General features: G+C 55.5%; 19 protein-coding genes, 2 tRNA genes, 3 rRNA genes and 1 pseudogene. 13 read left to right on the plus strand and 12 right to left on the minus strand.

Annotation, left to right across the window (positions count from 1 at the left end; translation table 11 throughout):
* Positions 1-111: 111 nt before the first annotated feature.
* The gene (locus RHP74_RS17545) at positions 112-828 is read right to left on the minus strand and encodes a 3-hydroxyacyl-CoA dehydrogenase family protein (RefSeq protein WP_311095954.1); all 717 of its coding nucleotides are present in this window, start codon (positions 826-828) and stop codon (positions 112-114) included.
* Positions 825-1,700, minus strand: a complete 876-nt coding sequence (locus RHP74_RS17550; RefSeq protein ID WP_154914074.1) for a LysR substrate-binding domain-containing protein — start codon at positions 1,698-1,700, stop codon at positions 825-827. Before RHP74_RS17550 ends, RHP74_RS17545 begins: the two co-directional genes overlap by 4 nt.
* Before the next feature lie 143 nt (positions 1,701-1,843).
* Here RHP74_RS17550 and RHP74_RS17555 point away from each other — a divergent pair, with 143 nt between their 5' ends.
* The 9 genes and pseudogenes from RHP74_RS17555 (at position 1,844) to acs (ending at position 13,277) form a co-directional block, all read left to right on the plus strand.
* On the plus strand, positions 1,844-2,194 hold the full coding sequence (locus RHP74_RS17555) for a RidA family protein (RefSeq protein ID WP_102593965.1): 351 nt from the start codon (positions 1,844-1,846) through the stop codon (positions 2,192-2,194).
* Between the two features lie 48 nt (positions 2,195-2,242).
* Positions 2,243-3,634, plus strand: coding sequence for an FAD-dependent oxidoreductase (locus RHP74_RS17560; protein WP_311095955.1), 1,392 nt, complete (start codon positions 2,243-2,245; stop codon positions 3,632-3,634).
* 305 nt (positions 3,635-3,939) lie between these two features.
* Positions 3,940-5,106: a 2-aminoethylphosphonate--pyruvate transaminase gene (locus RHP74_RS17565; RefSeq protein WP_077749699.1), complete on the plus strand. Its 1,167-nt coding sequence runs from the start codon at positions 3,940-3,942 to the stop codon at positions 5,104-5,106.
* 265 nt (positions 5,107-5,371) lie between these two features.
* On the plus strand, positions 5,372-6,715 hold the full coding sequence (locus tag RHP74_RS17570; protein WP_010461067.1) for an MFS transporter: 1,344 nt from the start codon (positions 5,372-5,374) through the stop codon (positions 6,713-6,715).
* A 39-nt stretch (positions 6,716-6,754) separates the two neighbouring features.
* Entirely contained in the window at positions 6,755-7,582 is an 828-nt protein-coding gene (gene phnX, locus RHP74_RS17575) for a phosphonoacetaldehyde hydrolase (protein WP_010461068.1), read from the plus strand.
* Positions 7,583-7,657: 75 nt separating this feature from the next.
* A complete protein-coding gene (locus RHP74_RS17580; RefSeq protein WP_311095956.1) occupies positions 7,658-9,178 on the plus strand; it encodes an aldehyde dehydrogenase family protein in 1,521 nt (506 codons plus the stop codon).
* Between the two features lie 184 nt (positions 9,179-9,362).
* A pseudogene (locus tag RHP74_RS31415) lies at positions 9,363-10,340 on the plus strand (cache domain-containing protein); the annotation flags it as partial.
* A gap of 201 nt (positions 10,341-10,541) precedes the next feature.
* A complete protein-coding gene (locus RHP74_RS31420) occupies positions 10,542-11,246 on the plus strand; it encodes a methyl-accepting chemotaxis protein (RefSeq protein WP_409201941.1) in 705 nt (234 codons plus the stop codon).
* A 75-nt stretch (positions 11,247-11,321) separates the two neighbouring features.
* Positions 11,322-13,277 (plus strand): acetate--CoA ligase, encoded by a 1,956-nt coding sequence (gene acs / locus RHP74_RS17590; RefSeq protein WP_049870722.1) that lies wholly within the window; start codon positions 11,322-11,324, stop codon positions 13,275-13,277.
* A 180-nt stretch (positions 13,278-13,457) separates the two neighbouring features.
* On the opposite strand, the gene rrf is transcribed toward acs, so the two are convergent.
* The 5 genes from rrf to RHP74_RS17615 form a co-directional block, all read right to left on the minus strand.
* Positions 13,458-13,573: ribosomal RNA gene (gene rrf, locus RHP74_RS17595) — 5S ribosomal RNA — on the minus strand.
* Positions 13,574-13,731: 158 nt separating this feature from the next.
* Positions 13,732-16,623: ribosomal RNA gene (locus tag RHP74_RS17600) — 23S ribosomal RNA — on the minus strand.
* A gap of 240 nt (positions 16,624-16,863) precedes the next feature.
* Positions 16,864-16,939, minus strand: a tRNA-Ala gene (locus tag RHP74_RS17605).
* Between the two features lie 10 nt (positions 16,940-16,949).
* A tRNA-Ile gene (locus tag RHP74_RS17610) sits at positions 16,950-17,026 on the minus strand.
* A gap of 123 nt (positions 17,027-17,149) precedes the next feature.
* Positions 17,150-18,688, minus strand: a 16S ribosomal RNA gene (locus tag RHP74_RS17615).
* The 16S, 23S and 5S rRNA genes sit together here with 2 tRNA genes alongside, the layout of an rRNA operon.
* Positions 18,689-19,219: 531 nt before the next feature.
* On the opposite strand from RHP74_RS17615, the gene RHP74_RS17620 reads away from it, so the two are divergent.
* Both RHP74_RS17620 and RHP74_RS17625 read left to right on the plus strand, forming a co-directional pair.
* Positions 19,220-19,408, plus strand: a complete 189-nt coding sequence (locus RHP74_RS17620) for a hypothetical protein (protein WP_010455030.1) — start codon at positions 19,220-19,222, stop codon at positions 19,406-19,408.
* A 486-nt stretch (positions 19,409-19,894) separates the two neighbouring features.
* Positions 19,895-20,125: a DUF6555 family protein gene (locus RHP74_RS17625; protein WP_311095957.1), complete on the plus strand. Its 231-nt coding sequence runs from the start codon at positions 19,895-19,897 to the stop codon at positions 20,123-20,125.
* Here the strand turns inward: RHP74_RS17625 and RHP74_RS17630 are convergent.
* From RHP74_RS17630 to RHP74_RS17640, 3 genes are all read right to left on the minus strand, one after another.
* Entirely contained in the window at positions 20,117-20,365 is a 249-nt protein-coding gene (locus RHP74_RS17630) for a hypothetical protein (protein WP_311095958.1), read from the minus strand. The two genes, RHP74_RS17625 and RHP74_RS17630, sit on opposite strands and share 9 nt — an antisense overlap.
* A gap of 105 nt (positions 20,366-20,470) precedes the next feature.
* Positions 20,471-20,806 carry a hypothetical protein gene (locus RHP74_RS17635; protein ID WP_042932783.1) on the minus strand — a complete coding sequence of 112 codons (336 nt, stop codon included), beginning with the start codon at positions 20,804-20,806 and terminating at the stop codon, positions 20,471-20,473.
* Between the two features lie 72 nt (positions 20,807-20,878).
* Positions 20,879-21,088, minus strand: coding sequence for a hypothetical protein (locus RHP74_RS17640; protein ID WP_042933086.1), 210 nt, complete (start codon positions 21,086-21,088; stop codon positions 20,879-20,881).
* Between the two features lie 178 nt (positions 21,089-21,266).
* Here RHP74_RS17640 and RHP74_RS17645 point away from each other — a divergent pair, with 178 nt between their 5' ends.
* Complete coding sequence (locus tag RHP74_RS17645; protein ID WP_077749261.1) at positions 21,267-21,506, plus strand: hypothetical protein; 240 nt, start codon at positions 21,267-21,269, stop codon at positions 21,504-21,506.
* A gap of 142 nt (positions 21,507-21,648) precedes the next feature.
* Here RHP74_RS17645 and RHP74_RS17655 read toward each other — a convergent pair whose 3' ends face one another.
* Entirely contained in the window at positions 21,649-21,996 is a 348-nt protein-coding gene (locus tag RHP74_RS17655; RefSeq protein ID WP_102595146.1) for a hypothetical protein, read from the minus strand.
* A 118-nt stretch (positions 21,997-22,114) separates the two neighbouring features.
* Positions 22,115-22,315 carry a hypothetical protein gene (locus RHP74_RS17660; RefSeq protein ID WP_010455040.1) on the minus strand — a complete coding sequence of 67 codons (201 nt, stop codon included), beginning with the start codon at positions 22,313-22,315 and terminating at the stop codon, positions 22,115-22,117.
* Between the two features lie 212 nt (positions 22,316-22,527).
* Between RHP74_RS17660 and RHP74_RS17665 the strand changes: the two genes are divergently transcribed.
* Positions 22,528-22,890 carry an NUDIX hydrolase gene (locus RHP74_RS17665; protein ID WP_077749263.1) on the plus strand — a complete coding sequence of 121 codons (363 nt, stop codon included), beginning with the start codon at positions 22,528-22,530 and terminating at the stop codon, positions 22,888-22,890.
* The last annotated feature ends 1 nt before the right edge of the window (position 22,891 follow it).

Consider the following 22,891-nt stretch of genomic DNA (forward strand, 5'->3'; position numbering starts at 1 on the left):
GGCTTGGGTTTGCCGTGAGGTGCGCCGACACTGATGCGGCCCTCGACGCGGTCAAGGACGCCTGACGCAACATGGCCCCGGCGGGCTCGGTCAGCGGCCGGGGCTTTCTCGTCAATAAGCGTGGAAGGTCTTGCGGTGAGTCATGAACGCCGAGAGCGCCCTGTCCGACTCGGGGTTGTAGCGCTTAAGCGCCTTCGCCACATAGCCGAGCCCTGTCTGGTCGGCATAGTAGGTCAACCCGCCCTTGTAACGCGGGAAGCCGTAGCCATGAACCCATACCAGATCGATATCAGCAGGGTGCTCCACAATATCGTTGTCGAGCAACCAGGCAGCCTCGTTGATCATCGCAAACAGGCAGCGTTCTTCGATTTCCTGATCAGAGATGCTACGGGGCGCAATATTCCATTGCTGGCGATGCTGCTCCAACAATTGCGCCAGCCATGAATCCGGCACAGCCTGGCGGCTGCCCGGCGCATAGCAATAAAACCCAAGCCCGGTTTTTTGCCCATGCCGTCCTGCCGCATACAATTTATCGATCCAATCGCAGCGTTGCTCACGCTCGCTCAGCGCCAACAGACGCCCCTGGCGGTTGCGCCAGGCGACATCCACACCGGCCATATCACGCAGTTCAAAGGGGCCGATGGGGAAGCCAAACGCACGCATCACCCGGTCGACATGCGGCTGATATTTGAACCCCTCATCGCTGGCAACCAGTGCGGTCGCAAGAACAGAAACGTTTACGTATCGATCAGGTATGTAACGCGAAAGCATTGATCTTTTAAAGGGTAACGCTGCCGGAAAGCATCCACATCGAACCCCATACTTCATTCAGCCAATCTCTCTCGAACCATCTCAAAAAAGGTCGTCAGGATGCGCCGGGAACTCTGTGCGCGCAGGCAAACCAGTGTTTCGGTGAAGCGTCGCTGGCTATCGACGATTGGCAACCCGCGAAGCCGCGAGTCGAAGCCAAGCTCGGTCGCCGAGACAACACCTACGCCCATACCTATCGCCACGGCTTCGCACGCGGCTTCACGGCCTTCCACTTCGATCGCCTTGCGGATGCGCAAGCCCGCGGTTGCCATCTCTTCCTCCAGGCACAGGCGCGTCACTGAGCCTTTTTCGCGCAGGACCAGCGGCGTGTCGTGCAGATCGCCAAGGCTGATGGATTCGCGTTGCGCCCAGGGATGGTCAAGCGCGACGAACGCGAGCATCGGATCGCTACGCAGGGGCAGCGACAGCAGTCGGTCGTCTTCGATATTGCGCCCCAGCAGAGCAATGTCGGCCTGATGGCCGAACAACCGCTGCAACACTTCATCGGTATTGGCGGTTTCAATCTTCACATCGATACCGGGATAACGACTGCAAAAGCGTGCGACATAGGGCAGCACATGCACCGGCGCATCCACGGCGAGGTTCAAGGTTCCCGTGGACAGGGTGCGGTAGTCCATCAGCATGTCGTGGGCATCGACACTGATATCAAACAAGCGCCGGGTCAGGCCGAACAACCGCTCGCCCACTTCAGTCAGGCGTACCAGACGCTTGTCGCGGTAGAACACCATCACCCCGTAGTAATCCTCAAGCTTGCGAACCTGGTCGGACACCGCCGGTTGAGACAGGCAGAGCTGCTCTGCCGCGCGGGTAAAACTTCCGTTGATAGCGACAGCGTGGAACGCCTTGAGTTGAGTATGGGAAATCGTCATCGGGGAAGCCTCAGCATAGGTTCAGCTTATTCATGCATACGTTAAATCGATTTTATTTATAGACGATGAACTGCAAGCATGGTTTTCACAAGCCCCGACCAGTGTTCGAACACTGCGCCCTCCTATCAACCTGGGAATGCTTAATGGACATCGAACGTTTCACAGCCCTAAAACGCCGCTCGGACATGGTCCGGTACGACAACCACCTCTACATCGGAGGCCAGGTTGCCAGCGACCTCAGGGGCGATATCGAGGAACAGACCCACGAGGTGCTCGCCGGCATCGAGCAGCTATTGCTCAGTGCCGGCAGCAGCCGCAAGCAGGTGCTTTCGGTGCGTATCCTGCTCGCCCATCGCGAGGACTATGCAGGGCTCAACAAAGTCTGGGACGCGTTCTTTCCCGAAGGCCATGCCCCCACACGAGCTTGCACCCTGGCGGATTTGATCGACCCCGGTTGGCGCGTGGAAATGATCGTGGTCGCCGCATGCGGCTGATTGCTTCCTGAAACCCTGCCCCCAAACCGCTCCAACGGAGATGACCTCATGCGCCCCTACTGGCTCGATCAGGCCCTTAAAACTCAACCCGACTCGCCCTGCCCGCCGCTGCGGCAGAACACCCGCGCCGATGTCTGCATTGTCGGTGGTGGTTACACCGGTTTGTGGACCGCGATCATGCTCAAAGAACAGAATCCCGAGCTGGACGTGGTCATCGTCGAAGCCGACATCTGCGGTGCCGGTGCCAGTGGGCGCAACGGCGGCTGTGCACTGTCCTGGTCGGCCAAGTACTTCACCCTGGAACGCTTGTTCGGCGTCGAGGAGGCAATACGCCTGGTCAAGGAATCGGAGCAGAGTATTTACGCCATCGGCAGCTTTTGCGAGAAGTACGCAGTTGATGCCGATTACCGTCTCGATGGCACGCTTTACACGGCGACTAACCGCGCTCAGGTCGGTTCGACCGACGGGGTGATCGCCGCGCTGGAGCGCAATGGCATCAACTCTTTCTCCAAATGCGCGCTAGCTGACGTACAGCGTATGGCGGGTTCAACCCGACACGTTGAAGGCTGGTTCTCGCCTGCGGCAGCCAGTGTGCAACCGGGCAAGCTGGTGCGTGGTCTGCGTCGAGTCGCAATGGAGTTGGGTGTGCGCATCTACGAAGGCTCGCCGATGACCGGTTTGGAAGAGGGGCTGCCCACCATCGTCAACACGCCGAACGGGAAAGTGACCTGCGATCGTGTCGTGTTGGCGATGAACGCCTGGATGGCCCGTGCTTTTCCACAGTTCTCGCGGTCGGTAGCCATCGTCTCCAGCGACATGATTATTACTGAGCCACGACCTGAACTGCTCGAGCGCATAGGCCTGACCAGCGGGGTCACCGTGCTCGACTCACGTATCTTCGTGCATTACTACCACAACACTCCGGACGGCCGGATCATGCTCGGCAAAGGTGGCAATACCTTCGCTTACGGCGGGCGCATCCTGCCCGTATTCGACCAGCCTTCGCCCTACAAAGGATTGTTGCGCAACACCCTTGCGGAGTTCTTCCCGGACTTTGCCGATGTCGGCATCGCCGCCACCTGGAATGGCCCGTCCGATCGCTCCGTCACCGGGCTACCGTTCTTCGGTCGCATGGGCGCTAGCGGCAACATCTTTTATGGCTTCGGCTATTCCGGCAGCGGCGTCGGTCCGTGTCATATGGGAGGGAAAATCCTCTCATCGCTGGTGTTGGGGATGGACAACCCATGGACACGCTCGCCGCTGGTGCAAGGTCCACTCGGCCATTTCCCACCGGAGCCGATCCGTTACCTGGGCTCGCTGATGGTGCGCAACGCCATTCGCCGCAAGGAGCATGCCGAGGACCACAACCTGCGGCCCCGTCGACTGGATGTGCGTCTGGCGAAATTCGCCGCGGCGGCTGGCAAGTCAGACAAGGGCTAACGCCTCCATCACACAGCGAAAACATTTACGCTCGCCAATTAAAAACCGCCTGGCCATTGGCCGGGCGGTTTTTTTGTTTACAACACGGATGCGTTGCGCCGCCCAGTGGCCTTGATCGCTAAGGGCGCGGCGATCTGAACCGGATAACCATGGAATCGCGATAATAGAGCGCGAGATCCAAGATGCTCACTTATAAGCTCAGCTTGTTATTGACATGTGATAAATCGATTTCAGTTATTTCTAGGCGAGTGTTTTTATTGGCCCATGCATCACTCCTTACAAAAACAACACCGCCGGAGAAGATCATGACCAAAGCTGAATTCCCGACCACACAAGCGCTGGCTACGCCAGCCTTGGGTGAACCTTACCTGCTGACGCCAGGCCCGTTGACCACGTCCAAAGCCACCAAGGAAGCGATGCTGCGCGACTGGGGTTCATGGGATGTTTCCTTCAATCAAGTCACTGCTGAAGTTCGCCAGAACTTGCTCAGCATGGCAGGCATAAAGGACGACAGCTTCGTCTGCGTGCCTTTGCAAGGCAGCGGCAGCTATTCGGTGGAGGCTGCTTTGGCCACTGCCATTCCTCGAGACGGCAAAGCGCTTGTATTAATGAATGGCGCCTATGGTCAACGCGCCACCAAGACCCTGGAGTATCTGGGTCGCGCATTTATCACCCTGGACAAAGGGGATTACTTGCCACCCCAGCCCGAGGAAGTGGACGCCCTGCTCAGGGATAACCCGGACGTCACCAACGTCTTCCTCGTCCATTGCGAAACCAGTTCCGGCATTCTCAATCCGCTGCGCCAAATTGCCGATGTGGTGAAAGCGCATGGCAAGAGCCTGATCATCGATGCGATGAGCTCCTTCGGAGCTGTGCCATTGACGGTCGATGAAATACCTTTCGACGTGGTGGTGTCTTCTGCCAACAAATGCATCGAGGGTATTCCGGGGTTCGGTTTCGTTATCATCCGTCGCTCCGTGATCGAGGCCGCCAAAGGCCGCGCCAATTCACTCAGCCTCGACCTTTACGAGCAGTGGGTTTACATGGAGCGCACTGGCCAATGGCGTTTCACGCCACCGACCCACAGCGTGGTAGCGTTCCATAAAGCCTTGGAGCAACACACTGCCGAAGGCGGCGTGCATGGCCGGTTGGCGCGCTACACCCGCAATCGCGATGTACTCGTCACCGGCATGCGCGAACTTGGCTTTAGAACATTGCTTGAGGACCGTTGGCTGTCGCCAATCATCACCACGTTCTTCAGTCCAGAACATCCAAACTTTGAGTTCAAACGGTTCTACGATGAACTCAAAGCCCGTCAGTTCATCATCTACCCCGGCAAACTGACGGTAGCCGAAAGTTTCCGTATTGGCTGTATCGGCCAGATCGACGAATACATCGTCCACCAGTTGCTGCGCGCCATCGCCGACAGTCTTGTAGCGATGAACGTCGACATGCAACAGCCGACAGGCTGACCGCCCCTTTAAAGGTTCTTGTCAATTCGAGCACAGGTGCAATGGGTAGCACCTTTGGACAGGGATCTTTTTTTAAAACATGGATCCGGTGACTTATCGCTAGGCAATGCCGAGCAGCAGTCAGTGACCGTGGCAATTTAAAACTTAAAGCCTGATGCCATTCACTGCCATCTAATCGATGTCGTGTGCGTGGACAGGTTTTCTGTACCGAAAACAATAACAATTACTTTGCGCTGTCTGGCACCACATACGGGATCAGAACACCATGAACAAGAATGCTACAAGTCCTCTCGCAACCGGCTGGAAATCGCTCCAGCGTTGGCGCGTGCAAATTTTCCTCATCACCTGGGTGGCCTATGCGGCCTTCTACTTTACCCGCAAGGCGTTTTCTGTCGCCAAACTGGGTATTGGCGAAGACCCGAACTTCATCCTCGAAAAGTCCATGATGGCCAATCTGGATGCCCTCTACCTTACCGCGTATGCAGTAGGACAGTTTCTTTGGGGCAACTTCTCTGACCGCTTCGGCCCGAGGGTCGTGGTACTTAGCGGGCTCGTCATTTCCGCGTTAGCTGCGCTACTTATGGGCACTTACGCCACCTTACCGATTTTCGCCTCCTGCATGTTAATCCAGGGCCTTGCTCAGTCCACCGGTTGGTCTGGCCTATGCAAGAACGTCGGTAGTTTCTTCAGCACTGGCGAACGCGGCCGCGTACTGGGTTACTGGAGCACCTGCTACGCCTTCGGGGGTCTGGTAGCAACACCGTTTGCCGGATGGTGGGCCTACAACCAATACCATGACTGGCGCATAGCGTTCATCAGCAGCGCCGTGGTGGTACTGGTTGTAGCGGTATTGTTCTTTTTCCTGCAGCGCAACCAGCCAGAAGATGTCGGCCTGCCTCCCGTCGAGATCGAAATAGAACCCGTCAGCAAGGTCGCAGTTCCGCGCGAAAGTATGTGGGCTGGCCTGCGCACGGTGATGAAAAATCGAACTGTGCTGGTGCTTGGCCTCGCGTATTTCATGCTCAAGCCAGCGCGCTACGCGATCCTCCTGTGGGGGCCAGTCATTATCTACGAACGGATGCCCGAGATTGGCAAAGTGGCATCCGCGATCGTTCCAACGGCTTTTGAACTAGCGGGTCTGGCAGGTCCGATCCTCATCGGTATCGCATCAGACAAGTACTTCGGTGCTCGTCGTATGCCGGCCTGTGTCCTTAGCCTGGTTCTCCTCACCATTTGCCTTGCGCTGTTCGTCCCCGCCATGCAGAGCGGAAGTCTTTACATGGTGGTTGGCCTGCTATTCATGATGGGCCTGACACTCTACGGGCCGGATTCGATGATGAGCGGCTCGGCTGCCATTGATTTCGGCAGTAAGGACGGTGCGGCCTCCGCCGCAGGTTTCGTCAACGGTTGCGGTTCGATAGGGGCGGTCCTCGGCGGCCTGTTACCCGGATATTTCGACACCACCACAATATTCCTGGTGTTCACCGTCGCGGCGCTGCTGGCCAGCTTGATGTTGATTCCATTTTGGAACAGTCGCCCGAAAACGGTGGAAAGCAAGGAGCTGGCCTCAACTCCGGTGCAACCGGTCATTGTCGGCACCAACTCCTGAACCCGAATCAATCACTCACCCATTACTGGAGCAATCATCATGGACTACAAACAACCTTCCCAACTGCAAGCTGTAGTTCTGGACTGGGCGGGCACCGTCGTTGATTTCGGTTCTTTCGCACCGACCCAGATTTTCGTCGAAGCCTTTGCCGAGTTCGGCGTTGCGGTTTCCCTGCAAGAAGCTCGCGGACCGATGGGCATGGGCAAGTGGGACCACATCCGCACGCTGTGCAACGAGCCACAGATTGCCGACCGCTACCATGCCGCCTTCGGTCGGTTGCCAACCGATGATGATGTCACCGCCCTCTACGAACGCTTCATGCCGCTGCAGATCGAAAAGATCGCGCTGCACTCGGCGCTGATTCCTGGTGCGCTCGACACCATCAACGGCTTGCGCGACAAGGGCCTGAAAATCGGTTCCTGCTCAGGCTACCCGGCTGTGGTCATGGAGAAAGTCGTAGAGCTGGCGCGTAAGAACGGTTATGTCACCGACCACGTGGTGGCGACTGACGAAGTGCCCAATGGACGCCCGCACCCTGCTCAAGCCTTGGCCAACGTGATTGCGCTGGGGATTAGCGACGTCGCCGCGTGCGTAAAGGTCGATGACACCTGGCCCGGCATTTTGGAAGGTCGTAGTGCGGGCATGTGGACCGTGGCGCTGACCTGCTCCGGCAATGCATTGGGCCTGACCTATGAAGAGTTCAAGGATTTATCCCTGGAGGAATTGGCCGAGGAACGCGCGCGCATCGTCAAGATGTTCGAAGGTTCCCGCCCGCACTACCTGATCGACACCATCGTTGATTTGCCGGCGGTCATCGAAGACATCAATGCCCGTCTGGCACGTGGCGAAACCCCTCAGGGCTCTTGAGCCTGTAGCGCTTGTGCAACTGACAGTGGCCGTCCCAAGGACGGCCACAACCAAAAAATACAAGAGAACGCCATCATGAACTACGCCCACCCTGGTACTCCCGGTTCCATCGTTTCCTTCAAGTCCCGTTACGGTAACTACATCGGCGGCGAGTTCGTCGCGCCTGTCAAAGGTCAGTACTTCACCAATACCTCGCCCGTGAATGGCCAACCGATTGCCGAATTCCCGCGCTCCACGGCCGAAGACATCGACAAAGCCCTGGACGCCGCCCACGCCGCTGCCGATGCCTGGGGCGCCACGTCCGCCCAGGCGCGCTCGCTGGTGCTGCTGAAAATCGCCGACCGCATTGAACAGAACCTGGAAGTCCTGGCAATCACCGAATCCTGGGACAACGGCAAAGCCGTGCGTGAAACCCTCAACGCCGACATCCCGCTGGCCGCCGACCATTTCCGCTACTTCGCCGGTTGCATCCGCGCCCAGGAAGGCAGCGCCGCCGAGATCGATGGAAACACCGTGGCCTATCACATCCACGAACCGCTGGGCGTGGTCGGGCAGATCATTCCGTGGAACTTCCCGATTCTGATGGCCGCCTGGAAACTCGCCCCGGCCCTGGCCGCCGGTAACTGCGTGGTGCTCAAGCCTGCCGAGCAAACGCCGCTGGGCATTACTGTGCTGATGGAGCTGATCGGCGACCTGCTGCCGCCGGGCGTGCTGAACGTCGTTCAAGGCTTCGGCAAAGAAGCCGGCGAAGCCCTGGCCACCAGCAAACGCATCGCCAAGATCGCCTTCACCGGCTCGACCCCGGTCGGCTCGCACATCATGAAATGCGCCGCCGAAAACATCATTCCGTCCACCGTGGAGCTGGGTGGCAAGTCGCCGAACATCTTCTTCGAAGACATCATGAAGGCCGAACCTTCCTTCATCGAAAAAGCCGCCGAAGGCCTGGTGCTGGCGTTCTTCAACCAGGGCGAAGTCTGCACCTGCCCTTCCCGCGCGCTGGTGCAGGAGTCGATCTACGACGACTTCATGAAAGTGGTGATGAAGAAAGTGCTGTCGATCAAACGTGGCGACCCGCTGGACACCGACACCATGGTTGGCGCCCAGGCGTCCGAGCAGCAATTCGACAAAATCCTGTCGTACCTGGAAATCGCCAAGGGCGAAGGCGCCGAGCTGCTGACCGGCGGCAAGGTGGAAAAACTCGAGGGCAACCTGGCGACCGGGTATTACATCCAGCCGACCCTGCTCAAGGGCACCAACAAAATGCGCGTGTTCCAGGAAGAAATCTTTGGCCCGGTGGTGAGCATCACCACCTTCAAGGACGAAGCCGAAGCCCTGGCCATCGCCAACGACACCGAGTTCGGCCTGGGTGCCGGCCTCTGGACCCGCGACATCAACCGCGCCTATCGCATGGGCCGCGCCATCAAGGCCGGTCGTGTGTGGACCAACTGCTACCACCTGTACCCGGCGCATGCCGCGTTCGGTGGTTACAAGAAGTCCGGCGTCGGCCGTGAAACCCACAAGATGATGCTTGATCACTATCAGCAGACCAAAAACCTGCTGGTGAGCTACGACATCAATCCGTTGGGCTTCTTCTAAAAATCGGCGGCGATACAGGTAATCCTGTGTCGCCCTTTCCAATAGCTTTCGCGAGCAGGCTCGCTCCCACATTTGAAATGCGTGCCCGCTGTGGGAGCCGGCTTGCTCGCGAAGGCGTCCTCGATAACCTGACATTCAAGGACTGGATGCCCTGCTCCCCTTGATCGATCCTTTGGAGTCCTCGATGAAAATCCGTTACAAGGTGAGCCTTGTGGCTGCTTGTGTGCTGTTCGTGACAACCAGTCTTCTGTCGCTGGTTCAGGTAGAGCAGATACGTACGATTTTGCGTCATCAGGTCGAGGCGAGCATCTCCGAATCGAGCAATGCTGTGGCACGTCAGATCGAAAACTGGCTGAACGGCAAACTGCGTCTGATGGATTTGGCGTCCCAAGCGATCGACCGCCAGTACAGTGCGCAAGCGACCCAACGAATCATCGATTCGCCCATTTTGAAAGATGAATTCAAGCTGGTATTCGGCGCCCTTGAGTCTGATGGAAAACCCATCAAGAACACTGCCTCCTGGAATCCAAAACCTGATTATGACGGTCGCACCCGCCCTTGGTACGCAACCGGAAAAGCCGGTAGCCAGGCCGTTTTAACCGAACCCTACAAGGACTCCACCACGGGTGAAATTCTGATTTCGGCAGTTGCGCGGATCAGCGACGCCGGTCAGTTGCTCGGGGTATTTGGTGGTGACATCCGTCTGACTACGGTTGCCGATGCCATCAATACACTGGATTTCGGTGGGGCCGGTTATGCGTTCCTGCTGAGTAAAAGTGGCAACATTATTTCCCATCCGGACGCCGAGCTGAACGGCAAGCCCTACAACCAGCTTTTCGCAGGCAGCGTTCTGCCTCTCGACAGTCAGCTTCAGCAGGTCAGCAGCGGTGGAAAGTCTCTCCTGGTGTCCTTCATTCCGCTCTCCGGTCTCAAGGGCATGGATTGGTATATCGGTGTGGTGCTGGATCAGGACATCGTTATGGCCGCAGCCCACATCCTGAGCTGGCGTGCCGTCATCGGTACCGGCCTGGGCGTGCTGATTAGCCTGTTGGTGTTGGGCCTGCTGGTAAGGCGGCTACTGCGACCCCTGGATCAACTCAAGGATTCGTTGGCAGACATCAATCGCGGAGAAGGCGACCTGACCCGCCAACTGCCCGTGGTCGGCAATGATGAAATTGCGTTGGTCGCCGGGGAGTTCAACCAGTTCCTGCAGAACCTGAAAGCGCTCATTGGCGATGTGAAAAACAGCTCGCAACGCGTTCGGGAGAGCACCACAGCGACGTCATGCGAAGCGGACCAGGCAGCCAACCGTGTACAAGTTCAATTACAAGAATTGGATCAATTGGCCACCGCCATGACCGAGATGGCATCGACAGCCGAAGATGTCGCCCGTAACGCCCAAACAGCTGCCGAAGCGGCAATCGCTGCTAACGAGGAAACAGCGGACGGGGTTGCTCTGGTTTCCAGATCTACGGGGGCCATCAAGCGTTTGGCTGAAGAGATGGACGCCACAGGTCATGCGATCAATGAGTTGTCCACGCTCAGTCAAAGCATTGAGTCCATTGTGGCGGTTATCACCAGCATCGCCGACCAGACCAACCTTCTTGCACTCAATGCGGCCATCGAGGCGGCACGTGCCGGCGAATCGGGACGCGGATTTGCTGTGGTGGCTGACGAGGTGCGCTCACTGGCCTCGCGAACCCAGCAATCCACGCAGGAAATACGCGAGATGATCGACCAGTTGCAGACAGGCGTGAAACACGCCCAAGTGCAAATGCAGCAAAGCCGCGATACGGCCAGCAAGACTGCCGGGGATGCCAACGCAGCCAATGACACCCTGAAGCGCATACGTGAGGCCATTTATCGTATCAATGACATGAACCTGCAGATCGCCGCGGCGGCTGAAGAACAAAGCGCCACGACCGAAGAAATCAATCGCAACACGACCAATATCCGCGATATCAGTCTTGAGGTATCCGGCAGTGCGGACAAACAGGTTCGTCAATGTTCAGTGATGGTGGACCACGTCGGCCAGCAGGACAAACTGCTCAGTCGTTTCAGGATTTGAGTTTCGCAATTGCCTGAGTGCTCAGGCTGCAAACAGTGACAAATCACAAACAACTATTCCACCGAGGTAAGAAAGATGAGTGCGGCTTCTCTGTATCCCGTTCGTCCCGAGGTTCTGGCCAATACGCTGACTGACGAGGCAACCTACAAAGCCATGTACCAGCAGTCGGTCGTCAACCCGGACGGCTTCTGGCGCGAGCAAGCCAAGCGCCTCGACTGGATCAAGCCTTTCACCACGGTGAAGCAGACCTCCTTCGACGATCACCATGTCGACATCAAATGGTTCGCCGACGGTACCCTCAACGTTTCCTACAACTGCCTCGACCGTCATCTGGCCGAGCGCGGCGATCAAGTCGCGATCATTTGGGAAGGGGATGACCCGGCCGAAAGTCGCAACATCACCTACCGCGAGCTGCACGAACAAGTCTGCAAGTTCGCCAACGCCTTGCGCGGCCAGGATGTGCATCGCGGCGACGTGGTGACTATCTATATGCCGATGATCCCCGAAGCCGTGGTCGCCATGCTGGCCTGCACCAGGATCGGCGCGATTCACTCGGTGGTGTTCGGTGGTTTCTCGCCGGAAGCCCTGGCCGGTCGCATCATCGACTGCAAATCCAAAGTGGTCATCACCGCTGACGAAGGCATTCGTGCCGGCAAGAAGATCCCGCTCAAGACCAACGTCGACGACGCGCTGACCAACCCGGAAACCAGCAGCATCCAGAAGGTCATCGTGTGCAAGCGCACCGGTGGCAACATCAAGTGGAACCAGCATCGCGACATCTGGTACGAAGACCTGATGAAAGTGGCGGGCAGTGTCTGCGCGCCGAAAGAGATGGGCGCTGAAGAAGCGCTGTTCATCCTTTACACCTCCGGTTCGACTGGCAAGCCGAAGGGCGTGCAGCACACCACCGGCGGTTACCTGCTGTACGCCGCCATGACCCACGAGCGCGTGTTCGACTACCGCCCGGGCGAAGTTTACTGGTGCACCGCCGACGTCGGCTGGGTCACTGGCCACAGCTATATCGTCTACGGCCCATTGGCCAACGGCGCGACCACGCTGCTGTTCGAAGGCGTGCCGAACTACCCGGACATCACCCGGGTGGCGAAGATCGTCGACAAGCACAAGGTCAACATCCTCTACACCGCACCGACCGCGATCCGCGCGATGATGGCGTCGGGTCAAGCTGCTGTTGAAGGTGCTGATGGCAGCAGTTTGCGCCTGTTGGGTTCGGTGGGTGAGCCGATCAACCCGGAAGCCTGGGACTGGTACTACAAGAATGTGGGCAAGTCCCGTTGCCCGATCGTCGACACCTGGTGGCAGACCGAAACCGGCGGCAACATGATGAGCCCGCTGCCGGGCGCTCACGCCCTCAAGCCGGGTTCGGCGGCACGTCCGTTCTTCGGCGTGGTGCCAGCGTTGGTCGACAACCTGGGCAACATCATTGAAGGCGTGGCCGAGGGCAACCTGGTGATTCTCGATTCGTGGCCAGGCCAGGCGCGCACGCTGTACGGCGACCATGACCGCTTCGTCGACACCTACTTCAAGACCTTCCGTGGCATGTACTTCACCGGTGACGGCGCACGTCGCGATGAAGACGGTTACTACTGGATCACCGGGCGTGTGGACGACGTGCTCAACGTGTCCGGCCACCGCATGGGGACCGCCGAAATCGAAAGCGCGATGGTTGCGCACCCGAAAGTTGCCGAAGCGGCCGTGGTCGGTGTGCCGCACGACATCAAGGGGCAGGGCATTTATGTCTACGTCACGTTGATCGCGGGTGAAGAGCCGAGCGAGCAACTGCGTCTGGAACTGAAAAACTGGGTGCGTAAAGAGATCGGTCCGATTGCTTCGCCGGACGTGATCCAGTGGGCACCGGGGCTGCCGAAAACCCGTTCGGGCAAGATCATGCGCCGGATCCTGCGCAAGATTGCGACCGCCGAATACGATGGGTTGGGTGATATCTCCACCTTGGCGGATCCGGGTGTGGTGCAGCATTTGATTGATGAGCACATATCAATAAACGTGGCCTAACAGCTATCCATAGTCCCTGGCAGCAGGTATTCGTTCATTCCGTTGTTCAGGATGAATGAGGCTCGCTGGGGACATTGAATGTTTCTTGGTAGTCCATATACGGAGTTTCAAAAAGCACACTTTCCTGCGGACAAAACAAAACCCCTACCTGCATACGCAGATAGGGGTTTCGGAATTTAATCTTGACGATGACCTACTCTCACATGGGGAAACCCCACACTACCATCGGCGATGCATCGTTTCACTGCTGAGTTCGGGATGGGATCAGGTGGTTCCAATGCTCTATGGTCGTCAAGAAATTCGGTAGCCAGGTCGCTTGCCTTACGGCGCACGCTCCAGCGAATGGGTATGTGATAGATCTCGGTGTTTGTGAACAATCGAACTTTCGGTTCGTTTCGTCTTCACACACCGCAATCTGGTGCCTTTTCAGGTCAGCAAATTGCTTGGGTGTTATATGGTCAAGCCTCACGGGCAATTAGTATTGGTTAGCTCAACGCCTCACAGCGCTTACACACCCAACCTATCAACGTCGTAGTCTTCGACGGCCCTTCAGGGGACTCAAGGTCCCAGTGAGATCTCATCTTGAGGCTAGTTTCCCGCTTAGATGCTTTCAGCGGTTATCTATTCCGAACATAGCTACCCGGCAATGCCACTGGCGTGACAACCGGAACACCAGAGGTTCGTCCACTCCGGTCCTCTCGTACTAGGAGCAGCCCCTCTCAAATCTCAAACGTCCACGGCAGATAGGGACCGAACTGTCTCACGACGTTCTAAACCCAGCTCGCGTACCACTTTAAATGGCGAACAGCCATACCCTTGGGACCGGCTTCAGCCCCAGGATGTGATGAGCCGACATCGAGGTGCCAAACACCGCCGTCGATATGAACTCTTGGGCGGTATCAGCCTGTTATCCCCGGAGTACCTTTTATCCGTTGAGCGATGGCCCTTCCATACAGAACCACCGGATCACTAAGACCTACTTTCGTACCTGCTCGACGTGTCTGTCTCGCAGTCAAGCGCGCTTTTGCCTTTATACTCTACGACCGATTTCCGACCGGTCTGAGCGCACCTTCGTACTCCTCCGTTACTCTTTAGGAGGAGACCGCCCCAGTCAAACTACCCACCATACACTGTCCTCGATCCGGATAACGGACCTGAGTTAGAACCTCAAAGTTGCCAGGGTGGTATTTCAAGGTTGGCTCCACGCGAACTGGCGTCCACGCTTCAAAGCCTCCCACCTATCCTACACAAGCAAATTCAAAGTCCAGTGCAAAGCTATAGTAAAGGTTCACGGGGTCTTTCCGTCTAGCCGCGGATACACTGCATCTTCACAGCGATTTCAATTTCACTGAGTCTCGGGTGGAGACAGCGCCGCCATCGTTACGCCATTCGTGCAGGTCGGAACTTACCCGACAAGGAATTTCGCTACCTTAGGACCGTTATAGTTACGGCCGCCGTTTACCGGGGCTTCGATCAAGAGCTTCGCGTTAGCTAACCCCATCAATTAACCTTCCGGCACCGGGCAGGCGTCACACCCTATACGTCCACTTTCGTGTTTGCAGAGTGCTGTGTTTTTAATAAACAGTCGCAGCGGCCTGGTATCTTCGACCGGCATGGGCTTACGCAGTAAATGCTTCACCCTCACCGGCGCACCTTCTCCCGAAGTTACGGTGCCATTTTGCCTAGTTCCTTCACCCGAGTTCTCTCAAGCGCCTTGGTATTCTCTACCCAACCACCTGTGTCGGTTTGGGGTACGGTTCCTGGTTACCTGAAGCTTAGAAGCTTTTCTTGGAAGCATGGCATCAACCACTTCGTGTTCTAAAAGAACACTCGTCATCAGCTCTCGGCCTTAGAATCCCGGATTTACCTAAGATTCCAGCCTACCACCTTAAACTTGGACAACCAACGCCAAGCTGGCCTAGCCTTCTCCGTCCCTCCATCGCAATAACCAGAAGTACAGGAATATTAACCTGTTTTCCATCGACTACGCTTTTCAGCCTCGCCTTAGGGACCGACTAACCCTGCGTCGATTAACGTTGCGCAGGAAACCTTGGTCTTTCGGCGTGGGTGTTTTTCACACCCATTGTCGTTACTCATGTCAGCATTCGCACTTCTGATACCTCCAGCAAGCTTCTCAACTCACCTTCACAGGCTTACAGAACGCTCCTCTACCGCATCACCTAAGTGATACCCGTAGCTTCGGTGTATGGTTTGAGCCCCGTTACATCTTCCGCGCAGGCCGACTCGACTAGTGAGCTATTACGCTTTCTTTAAAGGGTGGCTGCTTCTAAGCCAACCTCCTAGCTGTCTAAGCCTTCCCACATCGTTTCCCACTTAACCATAACTTTGGGACCTTAGCTGACGGTCTGGGTTGTTTCCCTTTTCACGACGGACGTTAGCACCCGCCGTGTGTCTCCCATGCTCGGCACTTGTAGGTATTCGGAGTTTGCATCGGTTTGGTAAGTCGGGATGACCCCCTAGCCGAAACAGTGCTCTACCCCCTACAGTGATACATGAGGCGCTACCTAAATAGCTTTCGAGGAGAACCAGCTATCTCCGAGCTTGATTAGCCTTTCACTCCGATCCACAGGTCATCCGCTAACTTTTCAACGGTAGTCGGTTCGGTCCTCCAGTTAGTGTTACCCAACCTTCAACCTGCCCATGGATAGATCGCCCGGTTTCGGGTCTATTCCCAGCGACTAGACGCCCTATTAAGACTCGCTTTCGCTACGCCTCCCCTATTCGGTTAAGCTCGCCACTGAAAATAAGTCGCTGACCCATTATACAAAAGGTACGCAGTCACCCAACAAAGTGGGCTCCCACTGCTTGTACGCATACGGTTTCAGGATCTATTTCACTCCCCTCTCCGGGGTTCTTTTCGCCTTTCCCTCACGGTACTAGTTCACTATCGGTCAGTCAGTAGTATTTAGCCTTGGAGGATGGTCCCCCCATATTCAGACAAAGTTTCTCGTGCTCCGTCCTACTCGATTTCATGACTAAGAGATTTTCGCGTACAGGGCTATCACCCACTATGGCCGCACTTTCCAGAGCGTTCCGCTAATCTCAAAGCCACTTAAGGGCTAGTCCCCGTTCGCTCGCCACTACTAAGGGAATCTCGGTTGATTTCTTTTCCTCAGGGTACTTAGATGTTTCAGTTCCCCTGGTTCGCCTCTTAAGCCTATGTATTCAGCTTAAGATAACCATCTTATGATGGCTGGGTTCCCCCATTCAGACATCTCCGGATCAAAGTCTGTTTGCCGACTCCCCGAAGCTTTTCGCAGGCTACCACGTCTTTCATCGCCTCTGACTGCCAAGGCATCCACCGTATGCGCTTCTTCACTTGACCATATAACCCCAAGCAATCTGGTTATACTGTGAAGACGACATTCGCCGAAAATTCGATAATACTCAATTAAGAGCAACTCACAAATTTTACCTTAGCCTGATCCGTTACCAGTGAAAGTAACGTCCAGTCTATCTTTCTATCACATACCCAAATTTTTAAAGAACGATCTAATCAAAGACTAGAAATCAATATTCACACCGGAATATTCATTTCTAAACTCTAACAGCAGAAGCAGTTATATGGTGGAGCCAAACGGGATCGAACCGTTGACCTCCTGCGTGCAAGGCAGGCGCTCTCCCAGCTGAGCTATGGCCCCATAACAAAATTGGTGGGTCTGGGCAGATTCGAACTGCCGACCTCACCCTTATCAGGGGTGCGCTCTAACCAACTGAGCTACAGACCCAATTTCGAGCGCGCAACTGTTAGCTTGGAGCTATCAGCTTGGAGCTTAAAGCTGCTTCTATCGTCTTCTTCAATGAATCAAGCAATTCGTGTGGGAACTTATGGAGCAGCTGATGTCGTCGATTAAGGAGGTGATCCAGCCGCAGGTTCCCCTACGGCTACCTTGTTACGACTTCACCCCAGTCATGAATCACACCGTGGTAACCGTCCTCCCGAAGGTTAGACTAGCTACTTCTGGTGCAACCCACTCCCATGGTGTGACGGGCGGTGTGTACAAGGCCCGGGAACGTATTCACCGCGACATTCTGATTCGCGATTACTAGCGATTCCGACTTCACGCAGTCGAGTTGCAGACTGCGATCCGGACTACGATCGGTTTTCTGGGATTAGCTCCACCTCGCGGCTTGGCAACCCTCTGTACCGACCATTGTAGCACGTGTGTAGCCCAGGCCGTAAGGGCCATGATGACTTGACGTCATCCCCACCTTCCTCCGGTTTGTCACCGGCAGTCTCCTTAGAGTGCCCACCATTACGTGCTGGTAACTAAGGACAAGGGTTGCGCTCGTTACGGGACTTAACCCAACATCTCACGACACGAGCTGACGACAGCCATGCAGCACCTGTCTCAATGTTCCCGAAGGCACCAATCCATCTCTGGAAAGTTCATTGGATGTCAAGGCCTGGTAAGGTTCTTCGCGTTGCTTCGAATTAAACCACATGCTCCACCGCTTGTGCGGGCCCCCGTCAATTCATTTGAGTTTTAACCTTGCGGCCGTACTCCCCAGGCGGTCAACTTAATGCGTTAGCTGCGCCACTAAGAGCTCAAGGCTCCCAACGGCTAGTTGACATCGTTTACGGCGTGGACTACCAGGGTATCTAATCCTGTTTGCTCCCCACGCTTTCGCACCTCAGTGTCAGTATCAGTCCAGGTGGTCGCCTTCGCCACTGGTGTTCCTTCCTATATCTACGCATTTCACCGCTACACAGGAAATTCCACCACCCTCTACCATACTCTAGCTTGTCAGTTTTGAATGCAGTTCCCAGGTTGAGCCCGGGGATTTCACATCCAACTTAACAAACCACCTACGCGCGCTTTACGCCCAGTAATTCCGATTAACGCTTGCACCCTCTGTATTACCGCGGCTGCTGGCACAGAGTTAGCCGGTGCTTATTCTGTCGGTAACGTCAAAACAGATACGTATTAGGTAACTGCCCTTCCTCCCAACTTAAAGTGCTTTACAATCCGAAGACCTTCTTCACACACGCGGCATGGCTGGATCAGGCTTTCGCCCATTGTCCAATATTCCCCACTGCTGCCTCCCGTAGGAGTCTGGACCGTGTCTCAGTTCCAGTGTGACTGATCATCCTCTCAGACCAGTTACGGATCGTCGCCTTGGTGAGCCATTACCTCACCAACTAGCTAATCCGACCTAGGCTCATCTGATAGCGCAAGGCCCGAAGGTCCCCTGCTTTCTCCCGTAGGACGTATGCGGTATTAGCGTCCGTTTCCGAGCGTTATCCCCCACTACCAGGCAGATTCCTAGGCATTACTCACCCGTCCGCCGCTCGCCACCAGGTACAAGTACCCGTGCTGCCGCTCGACTTGCATGTGTTAGGCCTGCCGCCAGCGTTCAATCTGAGCCATGATCAAACTCTTCAGTTCAAACATCTTTGGGTTTTTAAGAAACCCTAAACTTGGCTCAGCAATCGTTGGTTACATCTTTGATTTCTCGCGGAGTAACTTGTGATGCTGATAATCTTGTTGACTATCAGTCTGACTCCACAAGCACCCACACGAATTGCTTGATTCAGTTGTTAAAGAGCGGTTGGTTAAGATCTTTCGTCTCAACCGAGGCGCGCATTCTACAGCACCCTTTTCAAATTGCAACCTAAAAAGTTTTTGATTTTACTAGCCAAATCAACTACTTACGCTGGAACAAACATCGATATGCTCGTTAGCGGGAGGCGAATAGTACAGCATTGAAATACGTGGTCAACCCCCTCTTCCAAAAATTCTGCTTTTCTTCATCAAGCGAGCGGCAATCGAGATCTCAGAGACCCATTTGATCTGTCATGCGCCAACAGACGCACCATTGCAGTGCGATTCACTGGCGCAAAGCCGTTTCCTCGACTAGGGTTTCTACCGAATCGAGTGACCCTGATACCCCAGCGGGCGCGTGATCAAGGAGGATAAATGACGTCTATTCACAAAACCGAGAAAACCTATCGCACCTGGTCCACACCCATCCTCCTTGAACTCAAGGAAAGAGAGCACCAGCTGGACGCTGACGCCCGCCAGGCACTTCATAACATCCTGACAGAGCGAAGGCTGATAAACACCGGCAACCCTTCTGGCGTCGATCGCCGTCGCTCCAGTTCCTGATGACTTCCCTGCCAGTAACCGCTCAGCAGACCGGCCTCTTCATCGGATACTTCAAATGCTCCCTTGCGGTAGTGGCTAGTAGCCGCTATCCATTAAGGTGAATTCAGAAGGAGTACGCGAGGATGATTCCAAGATTCGTTGTGGTTCCCGCCATTCCCACGGAAACGGGGTCAACGCGCAACGGAACGCGCTTCTACTGCAAAACCGCCCCCATAGGGTTCAACCTCTATGACAATGAAGAAAAGCGCAGGCTGCCCACAACCTATCCGACACGGACAGAAGCCGAGGAAGAATGTTTGCAGCTCAATAACGAATGTCTTCAATGCACGCTGTCTGAGCGCTCCCCCCGCGTCAACGTGCCCTGAGCACGCGCAAGACTGAATGAGGGCAAAACAATGCTCATTTATTGAAGCAGACAAAAGTCCGAAAACAGAAGGAACTGGCACTACGCCATTAATGTCGTAGTGGCAGCACCTGGAGATTCGGATGAACCGCCCTCGATATTTTCAAATCACGTATGGCTTCAAGAAGACTCGGCATATTTTTATTCAACCCGACTCCCATATGTCTGAGGCAGACGCTTGGTACTACGCCTGCCTGCATTCGGGGATCGGGCTTTCGTATGGGGACAATCACGATCAGCAAGACTTTGATGCGCTACGAAGCCACGCACAGGAAAATGGCTTGAGGCAGGTGAGTTGGGAGGAGTTACCGTAAATGACCGTGTGCGGCCGATGAGGTGCCGCCGTCCACGCCCTCTGTTGCCGTTGCAAATGCAGTGCTCGCCTCTTTCACCAACTTGCGCCATTCCACGCCGCTGATCAGCCCGGTACGTTCCATCTCGTCGGCGGCCTTGAGCAACTCGTCGTACTGTTCTTCCACATCCATGCAAATTTCCGGTTCTTTCAGAAGCTTGTACCAGGCCGCCAGGGCTTGCTTCTTTTGATCATCATTCATCGCCAAACTCCCAGGGACAGTTTTCACTTGGATGTTATCCAGCGAATGACCGTTCCTCAGTTCCGACATACGGCGCTTACAACCGAAACTCACATGCATTGAGTCTTACAAGCAGCTACGAACGGCCTTGCGCATCGCGCCCGACTTGGCCCATGGCGGGCCCTGATACAGCGAGACTCGACTGCCGTCCTTGTATTTCACGATGTCCAGAATCTCGTCAGCCGTAATAATGCTGGGCGCGTTGATCCGGTAGCCATTGGAAATACCGGTCTGAGTCGTCTTGGGGACTTCCTGCTGCCATAGTGGCAAAAGACACGCGGCGTATTCTTTGGGCGCCTTGTTACTGTACTTGCTGACGTTAGGCTCACCTGGAACCAGGGATGCCGGCAATGAACAACCCGCCAGCATCGCCATCGCTATTCCCCCAATCAACATCCGCATGACGCTTCCTTATCCTGAAAAACGGGAAATGTAGCGCGTAGCGAACCAGACATCCATCTATAGAATCAGCCCTCAGGGCGTTACGTTGTGATCGGGATACGACCGTTTGTTCAAATACGTCATCCATCGCTCATACGCTTCATGCTGCCATTGAGTGACCCGCTCCCACTCCGGCCCACTTAACTGATGGGCCGAAATCAGCTTCATCATCTCCGCAGTTGCTGCGTCCAGGTCAACCATCAGCTCATGCGCATGGAATCTGAAATCGTCGGTGCTGGTCATTTGAAGTTGCCTCGCCCTAGCGAACATTCGCCACTTCAGTACGACATCACGCGGGTTCGTTCGCGCTCACTCTCCCGACAAGCGGCGCACCTTCCATCCCCTGAGCAGCAGGCGAGCAAACGCCCCGCCCGTTAATTGGGACTACTCTTTTGTAGCGGGGTATCAGCAGGAGGTCATCATGTGGCTCAACGAAAATGAAAACGAACTTCGGCGTGATCTGCAAGGAGTTGCGTCGGACCTGAGGTGGTCGGCAGTGGAGCTCTTGCGCATCGCAGAGCAGCTACGCCTGGCCGGCAATGATGTCGATGCGCAAGCAACTAAAAGGCTGTGCGAGTTATTTCAGGGTGATGAACAGCGACTGATGGGCTATGCCGATGAAGTGAAAGCCAAAATCATCAGCCGGGCGAAAGCCCAATAACGGGAGCGTTGTCATGAACACGCCTCTATTCGCGCTAGATGTCATGCTGGCAGCGACGGGTGGCTGCAGCATTGATTCATACGTTTATCGGGACCAGCCGCTGGTCGCCAAGCATGGTTACTAGCCAACATGGGGTGGCAAGCTAGCTGGAAGCGGGTTTATTACAAGTGTCCCGCCATTTATCCGCGAACCTGTTAATGGCTTGGCTTTTGAGTTCTGGAGAATCGAGGACGGGCTGGTTGTACGCTTCGTTGATCAGCATGGCACCCAACTTGTCATGATCAGGATTACCCGACTTCACGGCCAGCAGGCTTTCTTTCGTTTCGTTATTTTGCCGAGACTGCATGATCGATCCGGCCAATGTACGAAAAACATCGCAGACCTTTTGGTTGGTGTGGATTTCGCCTTGCGTCTGGGCTAGAACCTGACCAACACCAGCAAGGTAAACAGCAGATAACAATGCCAGAGCAGTGCAGCGACCTTTCAACATGCTTTCTTCCTTGAATTAAAAGCGGCCACCCTATCATCCAAATGTCACGTTTAAAATCTTACAACTCCTGATTTCAAGACAAAAAAAGCCCCGGCATCCCAGGGCTTCAAACTTGCGCTCATTCTGATTTCTGGCTTGGCGTCGATCGAACCGCTCTTGCTCTGTAGGCAGGAAGCGCTGCCGCAAACGCCAGTGCCTCCTCTTTGCTGCCAAAAGCCCCGAGACGGTCGCCTTTGGTGCACACCCGCCAGGGGCCGTTGTTTACGCTGAGTACGTCATAACCGTTCATGTGCATTTTATTCAGCATCGGAACGCTCATAGTCACCTCCTTTTCGGCAGTGATAAGCCACGATTGACTTGGCTACCTTACACCCGCCCTTTGCCCAAGTGCCGACCAGACGTCGTGTCAGGTTTTCGACATTCCTTTGCACTTTCTACCGCTTCCCTCACTCCAACCCTTTGAAACAGAGGCATGGGCCTGAATATTGCATTTTCATGACTGTTTTATGACAAGCGGCGGTTTAGTAACACATGAAAGTACGGGCAACAGTCATTTGCGAGCAGGATCGGCATGTTCTCCTGGTGCGCAAACCCAGGTGTCGCTGGACCTTGCCCGGAGGAAAAGTCGAGCGCGGCGAAACCACTGCGTGCGCCGCCATGCGCGAACTCCAGGAAGAAACCGGGCTTGGAGTCGACGGCTTGTTGTACTTGATGGAACTGGAAACGAGCAGCACCCGCCACCATGTGTTCGAGGCGTCGGTCCTAAACTCGGACGAAGCCCGGCCCCAAAATGAAATCTTCGATTGCATGTGGTTTCCGCTGGACTCAGTCCAGAATCTGAACACAAGCGACGCCACGCTCAAGATCGTCAAAGCCTTCCAGCGTCGCTTGTAAG

It is taken from the genome of Pseudomonas sp. SG20052 (assembly GCF_031766055.1).
In the GTDB taxonomy this organism is placed as follows: Bacteria; Pseudomonadota; Gammaproteobacteria; order Pseudomonadales; family Pseudomonadaceae; genus Aquipseudomonas; species Aquipseudomonas mandelii.